Raw genomic sequence first — 14238 nt, 5'->3', positions numbered from 1 at the left:
CATGCTCGAAGTGAAATTACATGATATAGGAGAAGGGATGACCGAAGGAGAGGTCATCCATTACTTCGTCAAAGTTGGAGATTCGGTAAGTATTGATCAACCACTCGTTGAAGTGCAAACAGACAAAATGGTCGCAGAACTTACTTCTCCCTGCTCAGGAATAGTGAAACAAATTGTAATTGAACCAGGTGAAACGGTCCAAGTAGGAACTAGTTTAATCTACATAGAAGCGGCTGGAGCCGTTAAATCACAACAAAAATCTCAACCTGAATCGAAACAGACTGTGAAAAAACAAGTCACACCCAGTGTACAGGCTGAAAAATCTTCGCAGCCAATTTTTTCACGGGTCCTTGCAGCACCTTACACGCGCAAGATTGCACGTGATAATAATATAAATCTTGAAGATGTCCACGCTACTGATCCATCTGGCAGAGTGACTGAGGAAGATGTTTATCGATTCTTAAAAGGACAACAAACTAGCGAAGAGTCCGTTCAGGTTGCACCTCAAGTTGCCATTACTAAAGAAATCCCTGATGAGATACCATTTAAAGGTATACGTAAAAAGATTGCTGAAAAGATGACGAAATCCTTATTTACGATACCGCATGTTACTCATTTTGACGAAGTAGATATGACAAACTTATTTAAATTAAGAGAACAATTGAAAGCGTCTGGTGAATCAGTCGGTGTTTCTGCCTTTCTCATTAAGGCACTTGTTATTTCATTAAAAGATTTCCCTATTTTTAATGCTGAACTTGATGAAGAAAATAGTCGGATTCTCCTTAAAAGGAATTACCATATCGGTCTCGCAACTAACACAGATAGTGGCTTGATCGTTCCAGTACTGCATGATGCGGACAAAAAATCAATCAAAGATATTCACAAAGAAGTAAAAGGATTGACGGAGAGAGCGATTGCTGGAAAACTTCAACCTTTTGAAATGCAAAACAGTACATTCACGGTCAGTAATGTTGGTCCACTTGGCAGTACGGGAGCCACACCAATTATCAACTATCCAGAAACTGCGTTAATTGCTTTCCATAAAACGAAAAAACGACCAATCGTAAATGATCATGATGAAATCGTTATTGGTCATATCATGACACTTTCCATGGCATTTGATCACCGGGTTGCTGATGGAGCCACAGCCGTTGCATTTACGAACCGCTTTGCTAGTCTTATTGAGCATCCGCACAAACTAATGATGGAGATGATCTAATGGTTGTCGGGGAAATCAGTCAGCAAAGAAATCTTATAATCATCGGTGGAGGACCAGGCGGTTATTCTGCCGCCATACGTGGTGCTCAGCTCGGCCTTTCAGTCACTTTGATTGAACAGGCGGACTTGGGTGGCGTTTGTTTGAACAAGGGTTGTATCCCGTCTAAAGTCTTTACCCATGCAGCAACGAAACGTTCAGAAACCGCTCATTTGCAAGACTTAGGGATTAGTAGTGGCGATGACACATTCAATATTAAAAAGCTACTTACTTACAAAGATAAAGTAATCGACGGGCTTAGAGCTGGCGTAGAAAGTCTATGTAAGGACAACAAAATTGAAATAATTAGTGGCAAAGCAACGTTCCTTGGAGTAGATCGAATCGGTGTAGAAAAAGGACATCAGTTCGATATTTTCGAATTTGACCAAGTAATCATTGCGACAGGAAGTTCTCCTATAATGCCACCAGGCTTGAACGAAAAAGGGAAAAGAATTCTTTTGTCCCATGAAATATTTGAACTTGAAGAAATACCGCAACATCTTATCGTAAAAGGACAGGATTATGTTGCCCTTGAAGTAGCTTCTAGTTTTGCAGCATTAGGTGCGAAAGTAAGCATTCTATTGGATGACAAAACAATTGCATTCGATGAATCTATTACCAAAGAGCTGAATCGATTATTTAAACGACGTAAAATATCTGTGTATAAGGATGTTCAATTGATTTCGACACATGAAATTGATAGTGAAATTGCTGTTACTTTTCAAACCGAGAAAAATGTTGAAGAGACCATACATGGATCTCATCTTTTCGTGACTGGATCAAGGAAACCGAATGTGGAATCTCTTGGCCTTAGTCGCATTGGAATTGCTCAAACGGATGGAGGGTTCATCCATATAGATGGAAATATGCAGTCATCGATTCCTTCTATTTATGCGATTGGAGATGTAACAGAAGGCCCTCTCCTTGCAATTAAAGCAATTAAGCAAGGGAAAGCAGCCATTGAAGCTATCACGGGTCACAAACCTGAAGTCGATCTTACCTTTTTACCAATGGTTGCTCATACCATTCCGCAGGCAGTATCTGTTGGACTAACTGAACAACACGCTCGCGAAATTGGCTTGGGTGTTCGCGTTAGTCAGTTCTCTCTTGGAGGGAACGGTTATGCATCGATCACTGGTAAAAAAGATGGCTTTATTAAAATTATCTCAGATCCTTCAACTGAAATCATTTGTGGTATTCACATGATTGGAGAAGGTGCCATTGAAATGTCTGGATCCTTTATACAATTGCTTGAAATGGCAGCAAAAGAAGAAGATGTAAAATTCCCTCTTTATGCACATCCAGGATTCAATGAAGGATTGCTTGAAGCGGTTGAAGGTTTAATCGGACAAGCGATTCATACACCGCCCGCACGTAAGAAAAACTTATTTAATGTATGATTCACAAATTTTCGTAAATTCCTTCTAGTTATTCATTGGACTGCATGATACACTCTTAAATTATCGGAACATTTTAAATGTTGCAATCTAACTTGGTTTCAAATAAATAACATATAACTAAGTTTAAGAGGGGGAAAATGGTATGAAGAACAATTGGAAAAAATTCGGGGTAGCTATGTTCAGTACGGCGTTAATCCTTGGGGCATGTTCGGATGACAGTGGTACTGGTACTACTAATAATGAGGAAGAAGCAAAGACATTTAAAATTGGGGTTACTCAAATAGTCGAACACCCTTCGTTAGACGCAGCATATGATGGCTTTCAAAAAGCATTAGAAGATGCAGGAATTGAAGCAGAATATGATGTTCAAATTGCCCAAGGTGATGCAAGTGCAAGTACGACAATTGCATCTAACTTAGTCAGTTCTAACGTTGATTTAATATTTGCGAATTCGACACCAAGTGCTCAGGCTGCTGCTAGTGCCACTTCAGATATTCCAATTGTGTTCACATCAGTAACTGATGCGGTTGGAGCAGAGCTAGTTGAGTCAATGGAAAAGCCAGGCGGAAACGTTACAGGTACGATTGATAGTCATCCTGATGCAATAGCAAATACGATGAAGTTCCTAAAAGAAGAATTAGGCGCTAAAAAAGTTGGTATGGTGTTTAACTCAGGCGAGCAAAATTCACGTGCACAAGTAGATGCGGTGAAAGCAATGCTAAAAGATATGGATATGGAAGTTGTTGAAGCGTCTGTTGCAACGTCTGCAGATGTAAAACAAGCGACAGAATCATTGATTGGCAAAGTAGATTCATTCTACATCATTACAGATAACACAGTTGTTTCTGCACTTGAATCTGTCATTTCAGTAGCAAACGATAATAAATTACCGATGGTTGCTGCCGAATTTGACTCTGTAAAACGAGGTGCATTAGCTGCATACGGATTTGAATACTTTGACATCGGATACGAAGCAGGCGAAATGGCAGTAAAAATTCTAAAAGGTGAAAGCAAACCAGCTGACCTTCCTGTTCAAATTCCACAAAAATTAATTTTCACTATGAATAAAGACACAGCGTCTGTTATCGGACTTGATATCAAAGACGAGTGGAAAGCTGAATTTAGCGAATAGTAAAAGCGCCTCTAGATTATCATCGGCGTTTCGGAAACTTGTTTCCGTATCGGGGTTCTGAAGCTTAGGTGTGAGCTGGCTCTAGGAACTAGACAAAGCTACTACCTAGTTCGATGATTGTGTTAAAAAAACGTATACTTTTTACTAATAAAACAGGAGGTGATTCTACATGTTTTCAGCTGTATTTGGCTCTGTAGAGCAAGGAATCATCTATGCAATTATGGCACTCGGGGTGTATATCTCATTTCGAGTGTTGGATTTTCCAGATTTAACGGTTGATGGTAGTTTTGTAACAGGAGCTGGAGTTGCTGCTACGATGATTATCTTAGGATATCATCCGATGTTAGCTACAGCAGTAGCCGTTATGATTGGGTTTTTGGCTGGTTGTGTAACCGGCCTTCTACATACAAAAGGGAAGATCAATGCCTTACTTGCTGGAATATTGATGATGATTGCTTTATATTCTATAAATTTACGAATAATGGGACTAACATCCGAGAATTCCATAGGTCGACCGAATATCCCTTTATTAAATGCAGAAACCATGTTTAATCAATTCCAATCATTTTGGGGGTCTCTAGGGATAGACACGGCTATTAACAATTTCTTCAGCATGCTGGGGGTTCAATATTTACCTTCCACATGGGGAACTTTGTTTATTATGACCATCATCGTTTTACTAATTAAGGTTCTTGTAGATTGGTTCTTGAAAACTGAAATTGGTCTTGCAATAAGAGCTACTGGCGATAATAAAAAAATGATTCGAAGCTTATCGGCTAATACAGACACACTCATCATTGTAGGACTTGGTTTTTCAAATGCTTTAGTTGCCTTTTCAGGAGCACTCATTGCTCAGTATTCGAAGTTCGCAGACATTGGAATGGGCATCGGTATGATCATTATCGGACTGGCTTCGGTCATTATCGGTGAAGCCATATTTGGAACTAAAACGATTGTTCGAACTACGTTTGCGGTTATTGCTGGGGCCATTATTTATAGAATTGTACTGGGTCTAGCACTTAGAGTGGACTTCCTTGATACAGGGGACATGAAATTAATTACTGCCGTTATTGTAATCTGTGCGTTGATTTTACCTCAGTACTTTGAAAAGAAACGTGAAAAAAACAGAAAATCAAAACGTCATGCTGAACGTTTAGCAGAGTATCAACATTCGCTAACGAAGGGAGGCGCTGCAGTTGCTAAACCTCATCCAGATTAATAAATTATTTAATGAAGCGACACCGGATGAAAAAATTGCGTTAGATCAAATAAATCTAAAGTTACATGCGGGTGATTTCATGACGGTAATTGGAAGCAATGGTGCAGGGAAATCAACGATGTTGAATATGATTTCCGGCGCGCTTTCTCCTGATTTTGGTGTCATTGAAATTGCCAATAAAGACGTCACAAAATTGCCGGAATATAAACGTTCTCAGATGATTGGAAGAGTATTTCAAGATCCAATGGCAGGCACAGCACCGACAATGACAATCGAAGAAAACCTTGCAATGGCCTATTCACGAAACAAAAAACGTCTTTTACGAAAAGGTGTAGACAAGAAACGTCGAGAATTGTTCCGTGAATCTCTTGAAACACTTCATTTAAACCTTGAAAACCGATTGAATGCAAAAGTAGGCATGCTTTCAGGAGGAGAACGTCAAGCTCTTTCTCTGTTGATGGCAACCTTTACGCAACCAGATATTTTACTACTAGATGAACATACTGCTGCACTTGATCCGTCTCGTGCAGAGTTAATTACCAATTTAACCAAAGAGCTTGTTGAAAAGAATCAGCTCACAACTCTGATGATTACTCATAATATGCAACAAGCCTTAGACTTAGGGAATAGGCTTATTATGATGGATAAAGGACAAATTATTTTAGAATTTGATGCTGACGAGAAAAAGAAATTAACCATTCCAAAATTAATGGATGAATTTCAGCGTATCCGTGGCGAAAAACTAAATAGTGATAAAGCATTATTGTCTGTGTAATGACGATATTCAAAACATCTTTAAATGTAACACTGAGTTGTTGATTCTTACCTATTTATAAGGGCGACTCTTCTATTAGTTTGTAGTTTGAAAACTCCATTCTACGAGAAGGTCGCCCTTTTATGTAATGTTTTAGAGTTAGTGAAACTATAGTTATTTGTACTATGGAAAAATAGTCTATTAACTAGAGGAGTGAATTAGGTGGGCAATGCAAGGATGAAAGTTATTGGTATACATGACTTAATTGCAGTCGATGTGAATACAGCAACGAATAATGTTGTAATAGATGGCAACGAGTTAAACACAAATGATATACAGCTTGACACCCCGATTTCAGGAACAGTTTTCGGTACGCTAGTGAACTTTAAGGGGGTACTTGAAGAACTAGGCGATACGGTTAACGACAAACCTTATCTTTCTCCGCCAGTTGCTCCTGTTCTTTATATTAAACCCGCAAATACATTTAATCGATACGGTGCAGGTATTCCAATGCCGGAAGAAATTACAAAGCTTGAAATGGGTGCATCCGTTGGCATTGTTATTGGTAAGAAAGCGGTCGCTGTAACAGAAGAATCAGCTCTAGATTATATAGCAGGATATACAATTGTAAACGATGTGAGCGTGCCACATGACAGCATTTATCGTCCAGCTGTTCAGCACAAATCACGCGATGGATTTTGTCCAATAGGGCCTTGGGTTATCAATCGTCACGCTATAGAGAACCCGGATGATTTAATAATCAGGGTTTACATTAATGATGAACTGCGACAGGAAAATTCAACAACTAATTTGATTCGATCAGTTGGCCGCTTACTTGCAGATGTAACAGAATTTATGACATTAAGTCCTGGAGATGTGTTACTCGTTGGTGTTCCTGAAGAGGTACCACAAGCGAGTGTTGGAGATAGGGTTCGAATTGAAATAGCTGGTATTGGTTCTTTGGAGAATATAATTATTGAAGAAAAAGCATTCATTCGGAGGGGGACGAAATGAGAACAGCGCGTATATCATATGGCGGCGCTATCCATGAAGCGATTGAATGGGAAGGTCGACTTAAATTAGATAATGGTCAAATTGTAGAGGAACAAGATGTTGTTTGGCTTACTCCAATCGTACCTCGGACAGTGTTTGCATTAGGGCTGAACTACGCAGATCATGCAGCAGAACTCTCATTTGCAGCACCTTCAGAACCACTGGTTTTCTTAAAAAGTCCGAATGCATTTATTGGACATCAAGGCTTTACTCGTCGACCTGACGATGTCACCTATATGCACTATGAGTGTGAACTGGCAGTTATCATCGGTCAAACAGTACGCAATGTAAAAAAAGAAAACGCTTACAAATATATTAAAGGCTATAGCGTAGCCAACGACTATGCATTCAGAGATTATTTAGAGAACTATTACCGTCCTAATTTGCGAGTGAAAAATCGTGATAGTTGTACACCATTCGGTCCATGGATGGTTGATGCAGGAGATATTGCTAACCCCATGGACTTGAAATTGACTACTCATGTCAATAACAAACTCGTTCAACAAGGAACGACAGCAGATATGATTTTCGATATCCCAACACTTATCGAGTATTTAAGTAGCTTTATGACGTTGAGTGAAAATGACGTTATTTTAACAGGTACCCCTAAAGGATCTGTCAATACTGCTGTTGGAGATGTGGTTGTAACGGAAGTTGAGGGAATTGGACGTTTAGTAAATACCATTATTGGAGATGAATCGTTTACAAATCGCTAGAGTGAACTGGAGGGAAATCATCTTGCCACACTTTATTGTAGAGTACACAGCTAATATTAAAAATGAGGCGAATATCGCAAAGCTATTTGAAGAGATTCATAAAGTCCTGATTGCTCGGGACACTATTTTCCCGATAGGTGGAATTCGATCAAGAGCGATTGAAGTACATGACTATCGAATGGCTGATGGTGAAGAAGATGATGCTTTTGTCCATGCAGTTTTGAAAATAGGGGCTGGTCGCTCTGATGAAATTAAGAAGGATGTTGGGGATGCATTATTTGATGTGATGAAAGAACATTTCTCACTACTCATGTCGACTCGCTACTTGGCGTTATCGATGGAACTAAACGAATTTAGTGAAGCCGGCAGTTATAAACAAAATAATATTCATTCAAGATTCAAAAAGGATTGAACATCATACCATTTAGGTAGTTAAAGTTAATCGTCTATCATTTCGACTTTAATAGTCAGAAGATTTAAATTACTACAGGCGATGGAAGATAAATGAAAAGGTTGATTCAATATGAGGAGGGAATAGAATGGGCGCACGTACAGGTAAAGAATATATTGAAGGCATTAAAGAGCGGAAAACAGAAGTATGGATTCACGGGAAGAAAGTAGACGACGTTACTACACATCCAGCATTTAAAAATGTTGTCGAAAGCGTTGCGGGTCTTTACGATTTACAACATGAGAAGCCGGAAAAAATGTTATACACTTCACCGACATCAGGAAAAAAGGTAGGCCTTTCATTTATTGCACCTAAAACAAAAGAAGATTTGTTTAAGAGACGTGAAATGAATACCGAATGGGCAACTTTTTCTGGGGGTATGATGGGCCGTTCACCAGACTATTTGAACACGAGCATCATGGCTTTTGGTACAGCAAGTGATTTTTTTGCACAACAGGGCGGAGGAAGCGACCAATTCGCGAAAAATGCTAGAGACTATTATGAATATGCACGTGAAAATGACCTTAGCTTAACTCATACATTAATTCACCCACAAGTGAATCGATCCATGCTGACTCAAACTGAACAAAAAGATCCGTTCCTATCCGCACGTATTACGAAAAAGACGTCAGATGGAATTATTGTGAATGGCTGTCGCCTACTAGCCACTTTAGGGGGTATTACGGACGAACTTGTTGTTTTCCCTTCTACTATAAATAGAACTCCTGGAACAACAGACGATCCTTATGCATTTGCATTTGCTATTCCAAATAATACACCAGGTTTAAAATTCCTATCACGCGAATCTTTCGACTATGGAAAAAGCAAATGGGATCATCCATTAGGTGCTCGTTTTGATGAGAGCGATGCAATCATTTCGTTTGAAGATGTATTCGTTCCATGGGAAAGAGTATTTGTCAGTGAGAGTACAGATATTTGTAATCGTACGTATACCGAAACAAATGCGGTTATTCATATGACGCATCAAGTTATTGCTAAAAACATCGTCAAAACAGAATTCGTTCTGGGTGTGGTCATTAGTATGATGGATGCAATTGGTATTAGCCAATTCATGCATGTTAAAGAAAAGGCAAGCGAAATCATGGTTATTTTAGAAGTAATGCGCTCTCATTTATACCGCTCAGAGCACAATGCAAAAATTGATAAATACGGCAATATGACACCGGACTTTGAACCCTTAAACGCAGCGCGTAACTGGTACCCGAAAATGTATCAACGTATGAATGAAATCATTAAAATTCTTGGAGCATCAGGATTGATGGCATTGCCAACAGAAGCAGATTTCAGTAATACCGATGTAGGCCCGTTAATTCATCGCTATACGCAAGGTGCCAATATGAACGGTGAAGAAAAAGTACAACTTTTCCGCTTAGCATGGGATATTTCAATTAGTGCATTTGGTAACCGACAAGCATTGTATGAATACTATTTCTTCGGAGATCCAGTGAGAATGTCTAATGCCTATTATGATCAATTCGATAAGCAACCATATAAAGACATGGTTACTAACTTCTTAAATAGAACGAAAAAAGAAGCGGGTATTTTATTATAAGTATCACTTAACTTGCTTGTTAAAAGAAAACGAAATTTCTTATAACTTACCCTCAGTATTAAGACACAATTTACTGAGCCTATAGTTTGGCTATTAAAACTAAAGCTCTTTGTATAGGAGTAGCAAGAATACACTTGCGCTAGCATCCCGCAAGAGCGTGAAGAATGAGACCCACAAGTATGTGGTTTTCATACTTGTTGGCTCATGCGGAACGCGTGCGGCCAGCGCAAATGTGTGATAAACGAAAGTGTATTCCCTTGGATGTGTTTAGAATTCCGCTAATTTGATTGGAGTGAAGGGCGGCGTCTCCAGCTCGAAAAGTGTGTCCAGGTGTGACCCCGCAGAGAGCAAAGCGAACGAGGAGGCACACGGACCATCCGCGGAAAGCGTCCGCCCGTAACGGAAATCGACAAATCGATTTTATAAATTTTGAAATATTTAACAACGCTATTACAAAAAAATCAAAAGTTATATGAAAGAAAGGGGATTGTGAGATGCAGATAGAAAACCAAGAAGTGGATGATCGATTGTTTAGAAATGCGATGGGGAGTTTTGCAACGGGGGTAACTGTTATAACAACTGAAGTTGCTGGTGAGGTACATGGCATGACCGCAAATGCATTCATGTCGATTTCTTTGAACCCCAAGCTCATTGCCATTAGTGTTGGAGAAAACGCAAGAATGCTTCGCCATATCAAAGAAGCCAAACAATTCGCTGTAAACATCTTAACGTCTGAGCAACAAAATGAGTCCAAACAATTTTCAGGTCAACTTAATTTAGAACATGAAATCACGTTCTCTTCCTATAAAGGATTACCCATTCTAGAAGATGCTTTAGCTGTCGTAACGTGTACACTACATAGCGAATATGTAGTAGGAGACCATACAGTTTATATCGGCCAAGTAACTGGGGTTAAGCTTGAACAAAAAGCTCCTTTATTATATAGCCAAGGAAAGTATCGTGAGTTAAAAGAACTTCAAGACTTAGGATAGTAGCCTAAAGGTTTTAAAATTATATGCAAGTACCCTTTAATACCTTCACCCACTTTAATGACTAGAAGGAGTAGATGAAATTGGCATACGAAGAAGCTAAAAGAAAACTAAGAGGTTCTATTTGCCCCGTCATTACGCCATTTACTGAGAGCGGTGCAATTGACGAAAAAGCGTTTAAAGAACTAATTAATTGGCAAATTGAAAGCGGGAGCCATGGGATTTCTGTTACAGGAACAAGTGGAGAACCGAGCTCATTAACGATGGCTGAACGAAAAAGAGTCATGGATCTTGCGAAAGAAGCAATTGATGGACGCGTATTTTTCGCACCAGGCACTGGCTCTACTAACCATGACGAGACCATGGAACTAACGAAATATGCGGAAGAAATGGGAGCCGATGCTGCAATGGTCATCGTCCCTTACTATAATAAACCGAACCAAGAAGCACTGTATCAGCACTTTAAAACTGTAGCTGATTCAGTTAAAACACCTATCATCATTTACAATATTCCGGGTCGGTCAGCTGTCAATATGGAAGTGAGTACGATGAAGAGATTAGCAGAAGATTGCCCGAATATCGTTGGGGTAAAAGAAGCGAATAAAGACTTCGAACATGTAAATCGTGTACTACTTAATTGTGGAAGAGACTTCCTATTGTATTCAGGAATCGAACTGCTTTGCTATCCGATGCTGGCCATTGGTGGCGCTGGATTTATCAGTGCGACAGCTAACGTTGAACCTGTCAAAGTGGCCGAATTATATAATGCATGGGAAGCGGGCGATGTAGCAAGATGTCAGGACCTTCATTTCGAATTAATGCCGTTGAATGATGTGCTGTTTAAAGATACCAATCCTGGACCCGTAAAAGTAGCACTTGGCATGATGGAGAAAATTAATCCGAAGCTTCGACTGCCTTTAGGATTCCCTTCAGAGGGACTAAAAAAAGAAGTTCGCGATACACTCATCGAACTTGGAAAATTACCAAAAGAAGCAGCAACAACATAACAATAATATCTTGATGATCACGACAAAATTATTAAGGATATAGGTGATAAGTATGGTTTCTTCCCGTGAGAAAGTTGCTTTAAAACATGAAACACAAAAGGATATTTTACTGTATATCAACGGAGAATTTACTCCTGCGTCAAGCGGCACAACGATTAAAAACATGAATCCATTTACAAACGAACAAATCAATGAAGTAGCGGAAGGCCAACCCGAGGATATTAACAAGGCTGTAGCAGCTGCGCGTTATGCTTTCGATAATGGTCCTTGGAAAACGATGAAACTGACGAAAAGAATGGCTTATATTTATCGAATTGCGGATTTGATTGATGAAGAGGTCGAAAAAATATCGTATTTAGAATCACTTGATACGGGACTTCCGATTAGCCAAACGAGAAAAATGGTAAGTCGGGCTTCAGAAAACTTTAGATTTTATGCACGGATGGTGGAAAGTCGTCTAGTTGGAGATGCCTATCAAGTAGATGAAGAATTTATCAATTATACAATTAATGCCCCGGTAGGTGTCGCTGGATTAATCACACCATGGAATGCACCATTTATGTTAGAAACTTGGAAAGTGGCTCCGGCACTAGCAACTGGCAATACAGTTGTGTTAAAACCGGCAGAACTTTCTCCGCTATCCGCGAACTTATTAGCTGAAATTATTCATAAAGCAGAACTACCAAAAGGTGTTTTCAATGTGGTTCATGGCTTTGGCGAAACAGCTGGAGATGCGCTAGTGAAGCATCCTGATGTGCAGCTTATTTCGTTTACTGGGGAAACCAAAACCGGTTCAACCATTATTAAAAATAGTGCCGATACACTGAAAAGTTGCTCGATGGAACTTGGAGGTAAGTCTCCGATTATCGTTTTTGATGATGCAGATTTCGAACGAGCATTAGATGCTTGTGTGTGGGGGATTTATTCTTTTAATGGTGAGCGATGTACGGCTAACTCACGATTGTTTGTGCAGGAAGGGATCAAAGATAAGTTTGTTGCCGCATTGAAGAAACGCGTTGCCAACATTAAGCTTGGAGACCCACTAGACGAAGTTACAGAAGTAGGTCCATTGATTGATAGAGGACATTATTCGAAGGTGAGAGGTTACTTAGATATTGCTAAAGAAGAAGGTACTGACGTGACTACAGCAGATATCCCGGCAGAAATAGCAAAAGGGAACTTTGTAGCACCGACACTCATTTTAAATGCTAAAAATTATATGCGCGTTGCACAAGAAGAAATCTTCGGTCCTGTGTTAACAGTGATGACTTTTAAAGATGAGGAAGAAGCCATCAAACTTGCGAACGATATCAAGTACGGACTTGCGGGTTATGTATGGACGAACGATATTAAACGAGGGCACCGTGTAGCACATAAGGTTGAAGCCGGTATGTTGTGGGTAAATAGTCAAAACGTTCGAGATTTAAGAACCCCTTTTGGTGGCTCCAAGTCTTCAGGCATCGGACGAGAAGGTGGGCACTATGGCTTCGAGTTTTATACTGAGCAGAAAATTATTCACGTTTCAATTACCGATCATCATATTCAACAGTTCGGAAAATAAAAGGAAAGTGTGGTGAACACCATGGATTTTTCAATCATTCGTATCGCGAGAACAGTTCTTCACGTTACGAATTTACAAGCATCTCGTGAGTTCTACGTAGATGGATTAGGCATGATTGAAACAGAAAGTGATGAAAATCATATTTACTTGCGAGGGCTAGAAGAACATTCTCATCATAGTTTACTATTGAAAAAAGCACATAAGGCCACTGTTGAAGCACTAAGTTACAAGGTAGAAAAAGAACAAGATCTCGATGAAATCGAAAAGCTTTTTATTTCTAAAGGTCTTAAAACAAAGTGGATGCCAAAGGGTACACAATATGCAATGGGGAGAACACTTAGAGCACATGATATCTCCGGCATTCCTTTAGAGTTTTTTGCAGAAATGACGACTGTCACTCGCATGCTTCAGCGCTATGACCTGTATCGCGGAGCGAAGATTCAGCGAATTGATCACGTTAACTGCGCAGTACCAGATGTTCAAAAAGCATATGATTTCTATATGGACAACTTAGGATTCTCTTGTTCAGAGTATACAGAAACTGAGGATGGTGACTTGTGGGCTGCATGGCTTTATCGCAAACCGACAGTTCATGACCAAGCTTTCATGAATGGGCCAGGACCAAAGTTGCATCATTTCGCCTATTCGCTAACAGACCGACTTAGCATTCTTGATTGCTGTGACGTACTAGCAAGTATGGGGTATGCGGACTCGATAGAAAGAGGACCTGGTCGACATGGCTTATCGAATGCATTCTTCCTGTATTTGAGAGACCCAGATGGACACCGCATTGAGCTTTATACGGGCGATTATTTAACTACCGATCCAGACTTAAAGCCAATTCGTTGGGATTTAAATGATCCGCTTCGTCAAACGTTCTGGGGACATGAAGCACCTGATCGTTGGTTTAATGAAACAAGTACATTTATTGATATTGAAACAGGCGAAGAAATTGACTATAAAGACCCGCTATTGGCACAAAGAAAACCAAAGATACTGGCGTAAAAAAAGAGCGAACTCCTTTTATTTCAAGGAGTTCGCATTTTTGTTTTTAGCTAGTATACAATAGAATTTGATGAAACTAAAAAAAACGAAACCATTAACGAATCAAATCGTATATTTATGTAG

Annotated in this window: 13 protein-coding genes; all 13 read left to right on the top strand. The window is 39.6% G+C overall.

What is annotated here, in order from left to right:
- Window position 1 precedes the first annotated feature (1 nt).
- A complete protein-coding gene (locus ACFPYN_RS11685; protein WP_377734357.1) occupies window positions 2-1219 on the top strand; it encodes a dihydrolipoamide acetyltransferase family protein in 1218 nt (405 codons plus the stop codon).
- Entirely contained in the window at window positions 1219-2655 is a 1437-nt protein-coding gene (locus tag ACFPYN_RS11680) for a dihydrolipoyl dehydrogenase family protein (protein WP_377734356.1), read from the top strand. The genes ACFPYN_RS11685 and ACFPYN_RS11680 overlap by 1 nt, the downstream gene beginning before the upstream one ends.
- A gap of 142 nt (window positions 2656-2797) precedes the next feature.
- Entirely contained in the window at window positions 2798-3787 is a 990-nt protein-coding gene (locus tag ACFPYN_RS11675) for an ABC transporter substrate-binding protein (protein WP_377734355.1), read from the top strand.
- 169 nt (window positions 3788-3956) lie between these two features.
- A complete protein-coding gene (locus ACFPYN_RS11670; protein WP_377734353.1) occupies window positions 3957-5006 on the top strand; it encodes an ABC transporter permease in 1050 nt (349 codons plus the stop codon).
- Entirely contained in the window at window positions 4984-5781 is a 798-nt protein-coding gene (locus tag ACFPYN_RS11665) for an ABC transporter ATP-binding protein (RefSeq protein WP_377734352.1), read from the top strand. Before ACFPYN_RS11670 ends, ACFPYN_RS11665 begins: the two co-directional genes overlap by 23 nt.
- Before the next feature lie 201 nt (window positions 5782-5982).
- The gene (locus tag ACFPYN_RS11660) at window positions 5983-6774 is read left to right on the top strand and encodes a fumarylacetoacetate hydrolase family protein (RefSeq protein WP_377734351.1); all 792 of its coding nucleotides are present in this window, start codon (window positions 5983-5985) and stop codon (window positions 6772-6774) included.
- Window positions 6771-7529 carry a fumarylacetoacetate hydrolase family protein gene (locus tag ACFPYN_RS11655; RefSeq protein WP_377734349.1) on the top strand — a complete coding sequence of 253 codons (759 nt, stop codon included), beginning with the start codon at window positions 6771-6773 and terminating at the stop codon, window positions 7527-7529. The genes ACFPYN_RS11660 and ACFPYN_RS11655 overlap by 4 nt, the downstream gene beginning before the upstream one ends.
- Window positions 7530-7551: 22 nt before the next feature.
- Window positions 7552-7941, top strand: coding sequence for a 5-carboxymethyl-2-hydroxymuconate Delta-isomerase (locus ACFPYN_RS11650; RefSeq protein WP_377734348.1), 390 nt, complete (start codon window positions 7552-7554; stop codon window positions 7939-7941).
- A gap of 127 nt (window positions 7942-8068) precedes the next feature.
- A complete protein-coding gene (hpaB, locus tag ACFPYN_RS11645; RefSeq protein WP_377734346.1) occupies window positions 8069-9553 on the top strand; it encodes a 4-hydroxyphenylacetate 3-monooxygenase, oxygenase component in 1485 nt (494 codons plus the stop codon).
- Between the two features lie 494 nt (window positions 9554-10047).
- Complete coding sequence (locus tag ACFPYN_RS11640) at window positions 10048-10545, top strand: flavin reductase family protein (RefSeq protein WP_377734345.1); 498 nt, start codon at window positions 10048-10050, stop codon at window positions 10543-10545.
- A gap of 80 nt (window positions 10546-10625) precedes the next feature.
- Window positions 10626-11549 carry a 2,4-dihydroxyhept-2-ene-1,7-dioic acid aldolase gene (gene hpaI, locus ACFPYN_RS11635; protein ID WP_377734581.1) on the top strand — a complete coding sequence of 308 codons (924 nt, stop codon included), beginning with the start codon at window positions 10626-10628 and terminating at the stop codon, window positions 11547-11549.
- 52 nt (window positions 11550-11601) lie between these two features.
- A complete protein-coding gene (gene hpaE, locus ACFPYN_RS11630; protein ID WP_377734344.1) occupies window positions 11602-13110 on the top strand; it encodes a 5-carboxymethyl-2-hydroxymuconate semialdehyde dehydrogenase in 1509 nt (502 codons plus the stop codon).
- A gap of 21 nt (window positions 13111-13131) precedes the next feature.
- Window positions 13132-14115, top strand: a complete 984-nt coding sequence (hpaD, locus tag ACFPYN_RS11625) for a 3,4-dihydroxyphenylacetate 2,3-dioxygenase (protein WP_377734343.1) — start codon at window positions 13132-13134, stop codon at window positions 14113-14115.
- Window positions 14116-14238 lie beyond the last annotated feature (123 nt).

Origin of the sequence: Paenisporosarcina macmurdoensis (genome assembly GCF_042658845.1) — a bacterium.
GTDB classification, from domain to species: domain Bacteria; phylum Bacillota; class Bacilli; order Bacillales_A; family Planococcaceae; genus Paenisporosarcina; species Paenisporosarcina macmurdoensis.
The sequence above is the reverse complement of the archived record's forward strand: the minus strand, read 5'-3'. Positions and strand labels throughout refer to the sequence as shown.

Excerpts from the sequence above, each read along its gene's own strand:
- ACFPYN_RS11685 (WP_377734357.1), top strand. The coding sequence starts at position 2 with ATGCTCGAAGTGAAATTACATGATATAGGAGAAGGGATGACCGAAGGA.
- ACFPYN_RS11680 (WP_377734356.1), top strand. The coding sequence starts at position 1,219 with ATGGTTGTCGGGGAAATCAGTCAGCAAAGAAATCTTATAATCATCGGT.
- ACFPYN_RS11675 (WP_377734355.1), top strand. The coding sequence starts at position 2,798 with ATGAAGAACAATTGGAAAAAATTCGGGGTAGCTATGTTCAGTACGGCG.
- ACFPYN_RS11670 (WP_377734353.1), top strand. The coding sequence starts at position 3,957 with ATGTTTTCAGCTGTATTTGGCTCTGTAGAGCAAGGAATCATCTATGCA.
- ACFPYN_RS11655 (WP_377734349.1), top strand. The coding sequence starts at position 6,771 with ATGAGAACAGCGCGTATATCATATGGCGGCGCTATCCATGAAGCGATT.
- hpaB (WP_377734346.1), top strand. The coding sequence starts at position 8,069 with ATGGGCGCACGTACAGGTAAAGAATATATTGAAGGCATTAAAGAGCGG.
- ACFPYN_RS11640 (WP_377734345.1), top strand. The coding sequence starts at position 10,048 with ATGCAGATAGAAAACCAAGAAGTGGATGATCGATTGTTTAGAAATGCG.
- hpaE (WP_377734344.1), top strand. The coding sequence starts at position 11,602 with ATGGTTTCTTCCCGTGAGAAAGTTGCTTTAAAACATGAAACACAAAAG.
- hpaD (WP_377734343.1), top strand. The coding sequence starts at position 13,132 with ATGGATTTTTCAATCATTCGTATCGCGAGAACAGTTCTTCACGTTACG.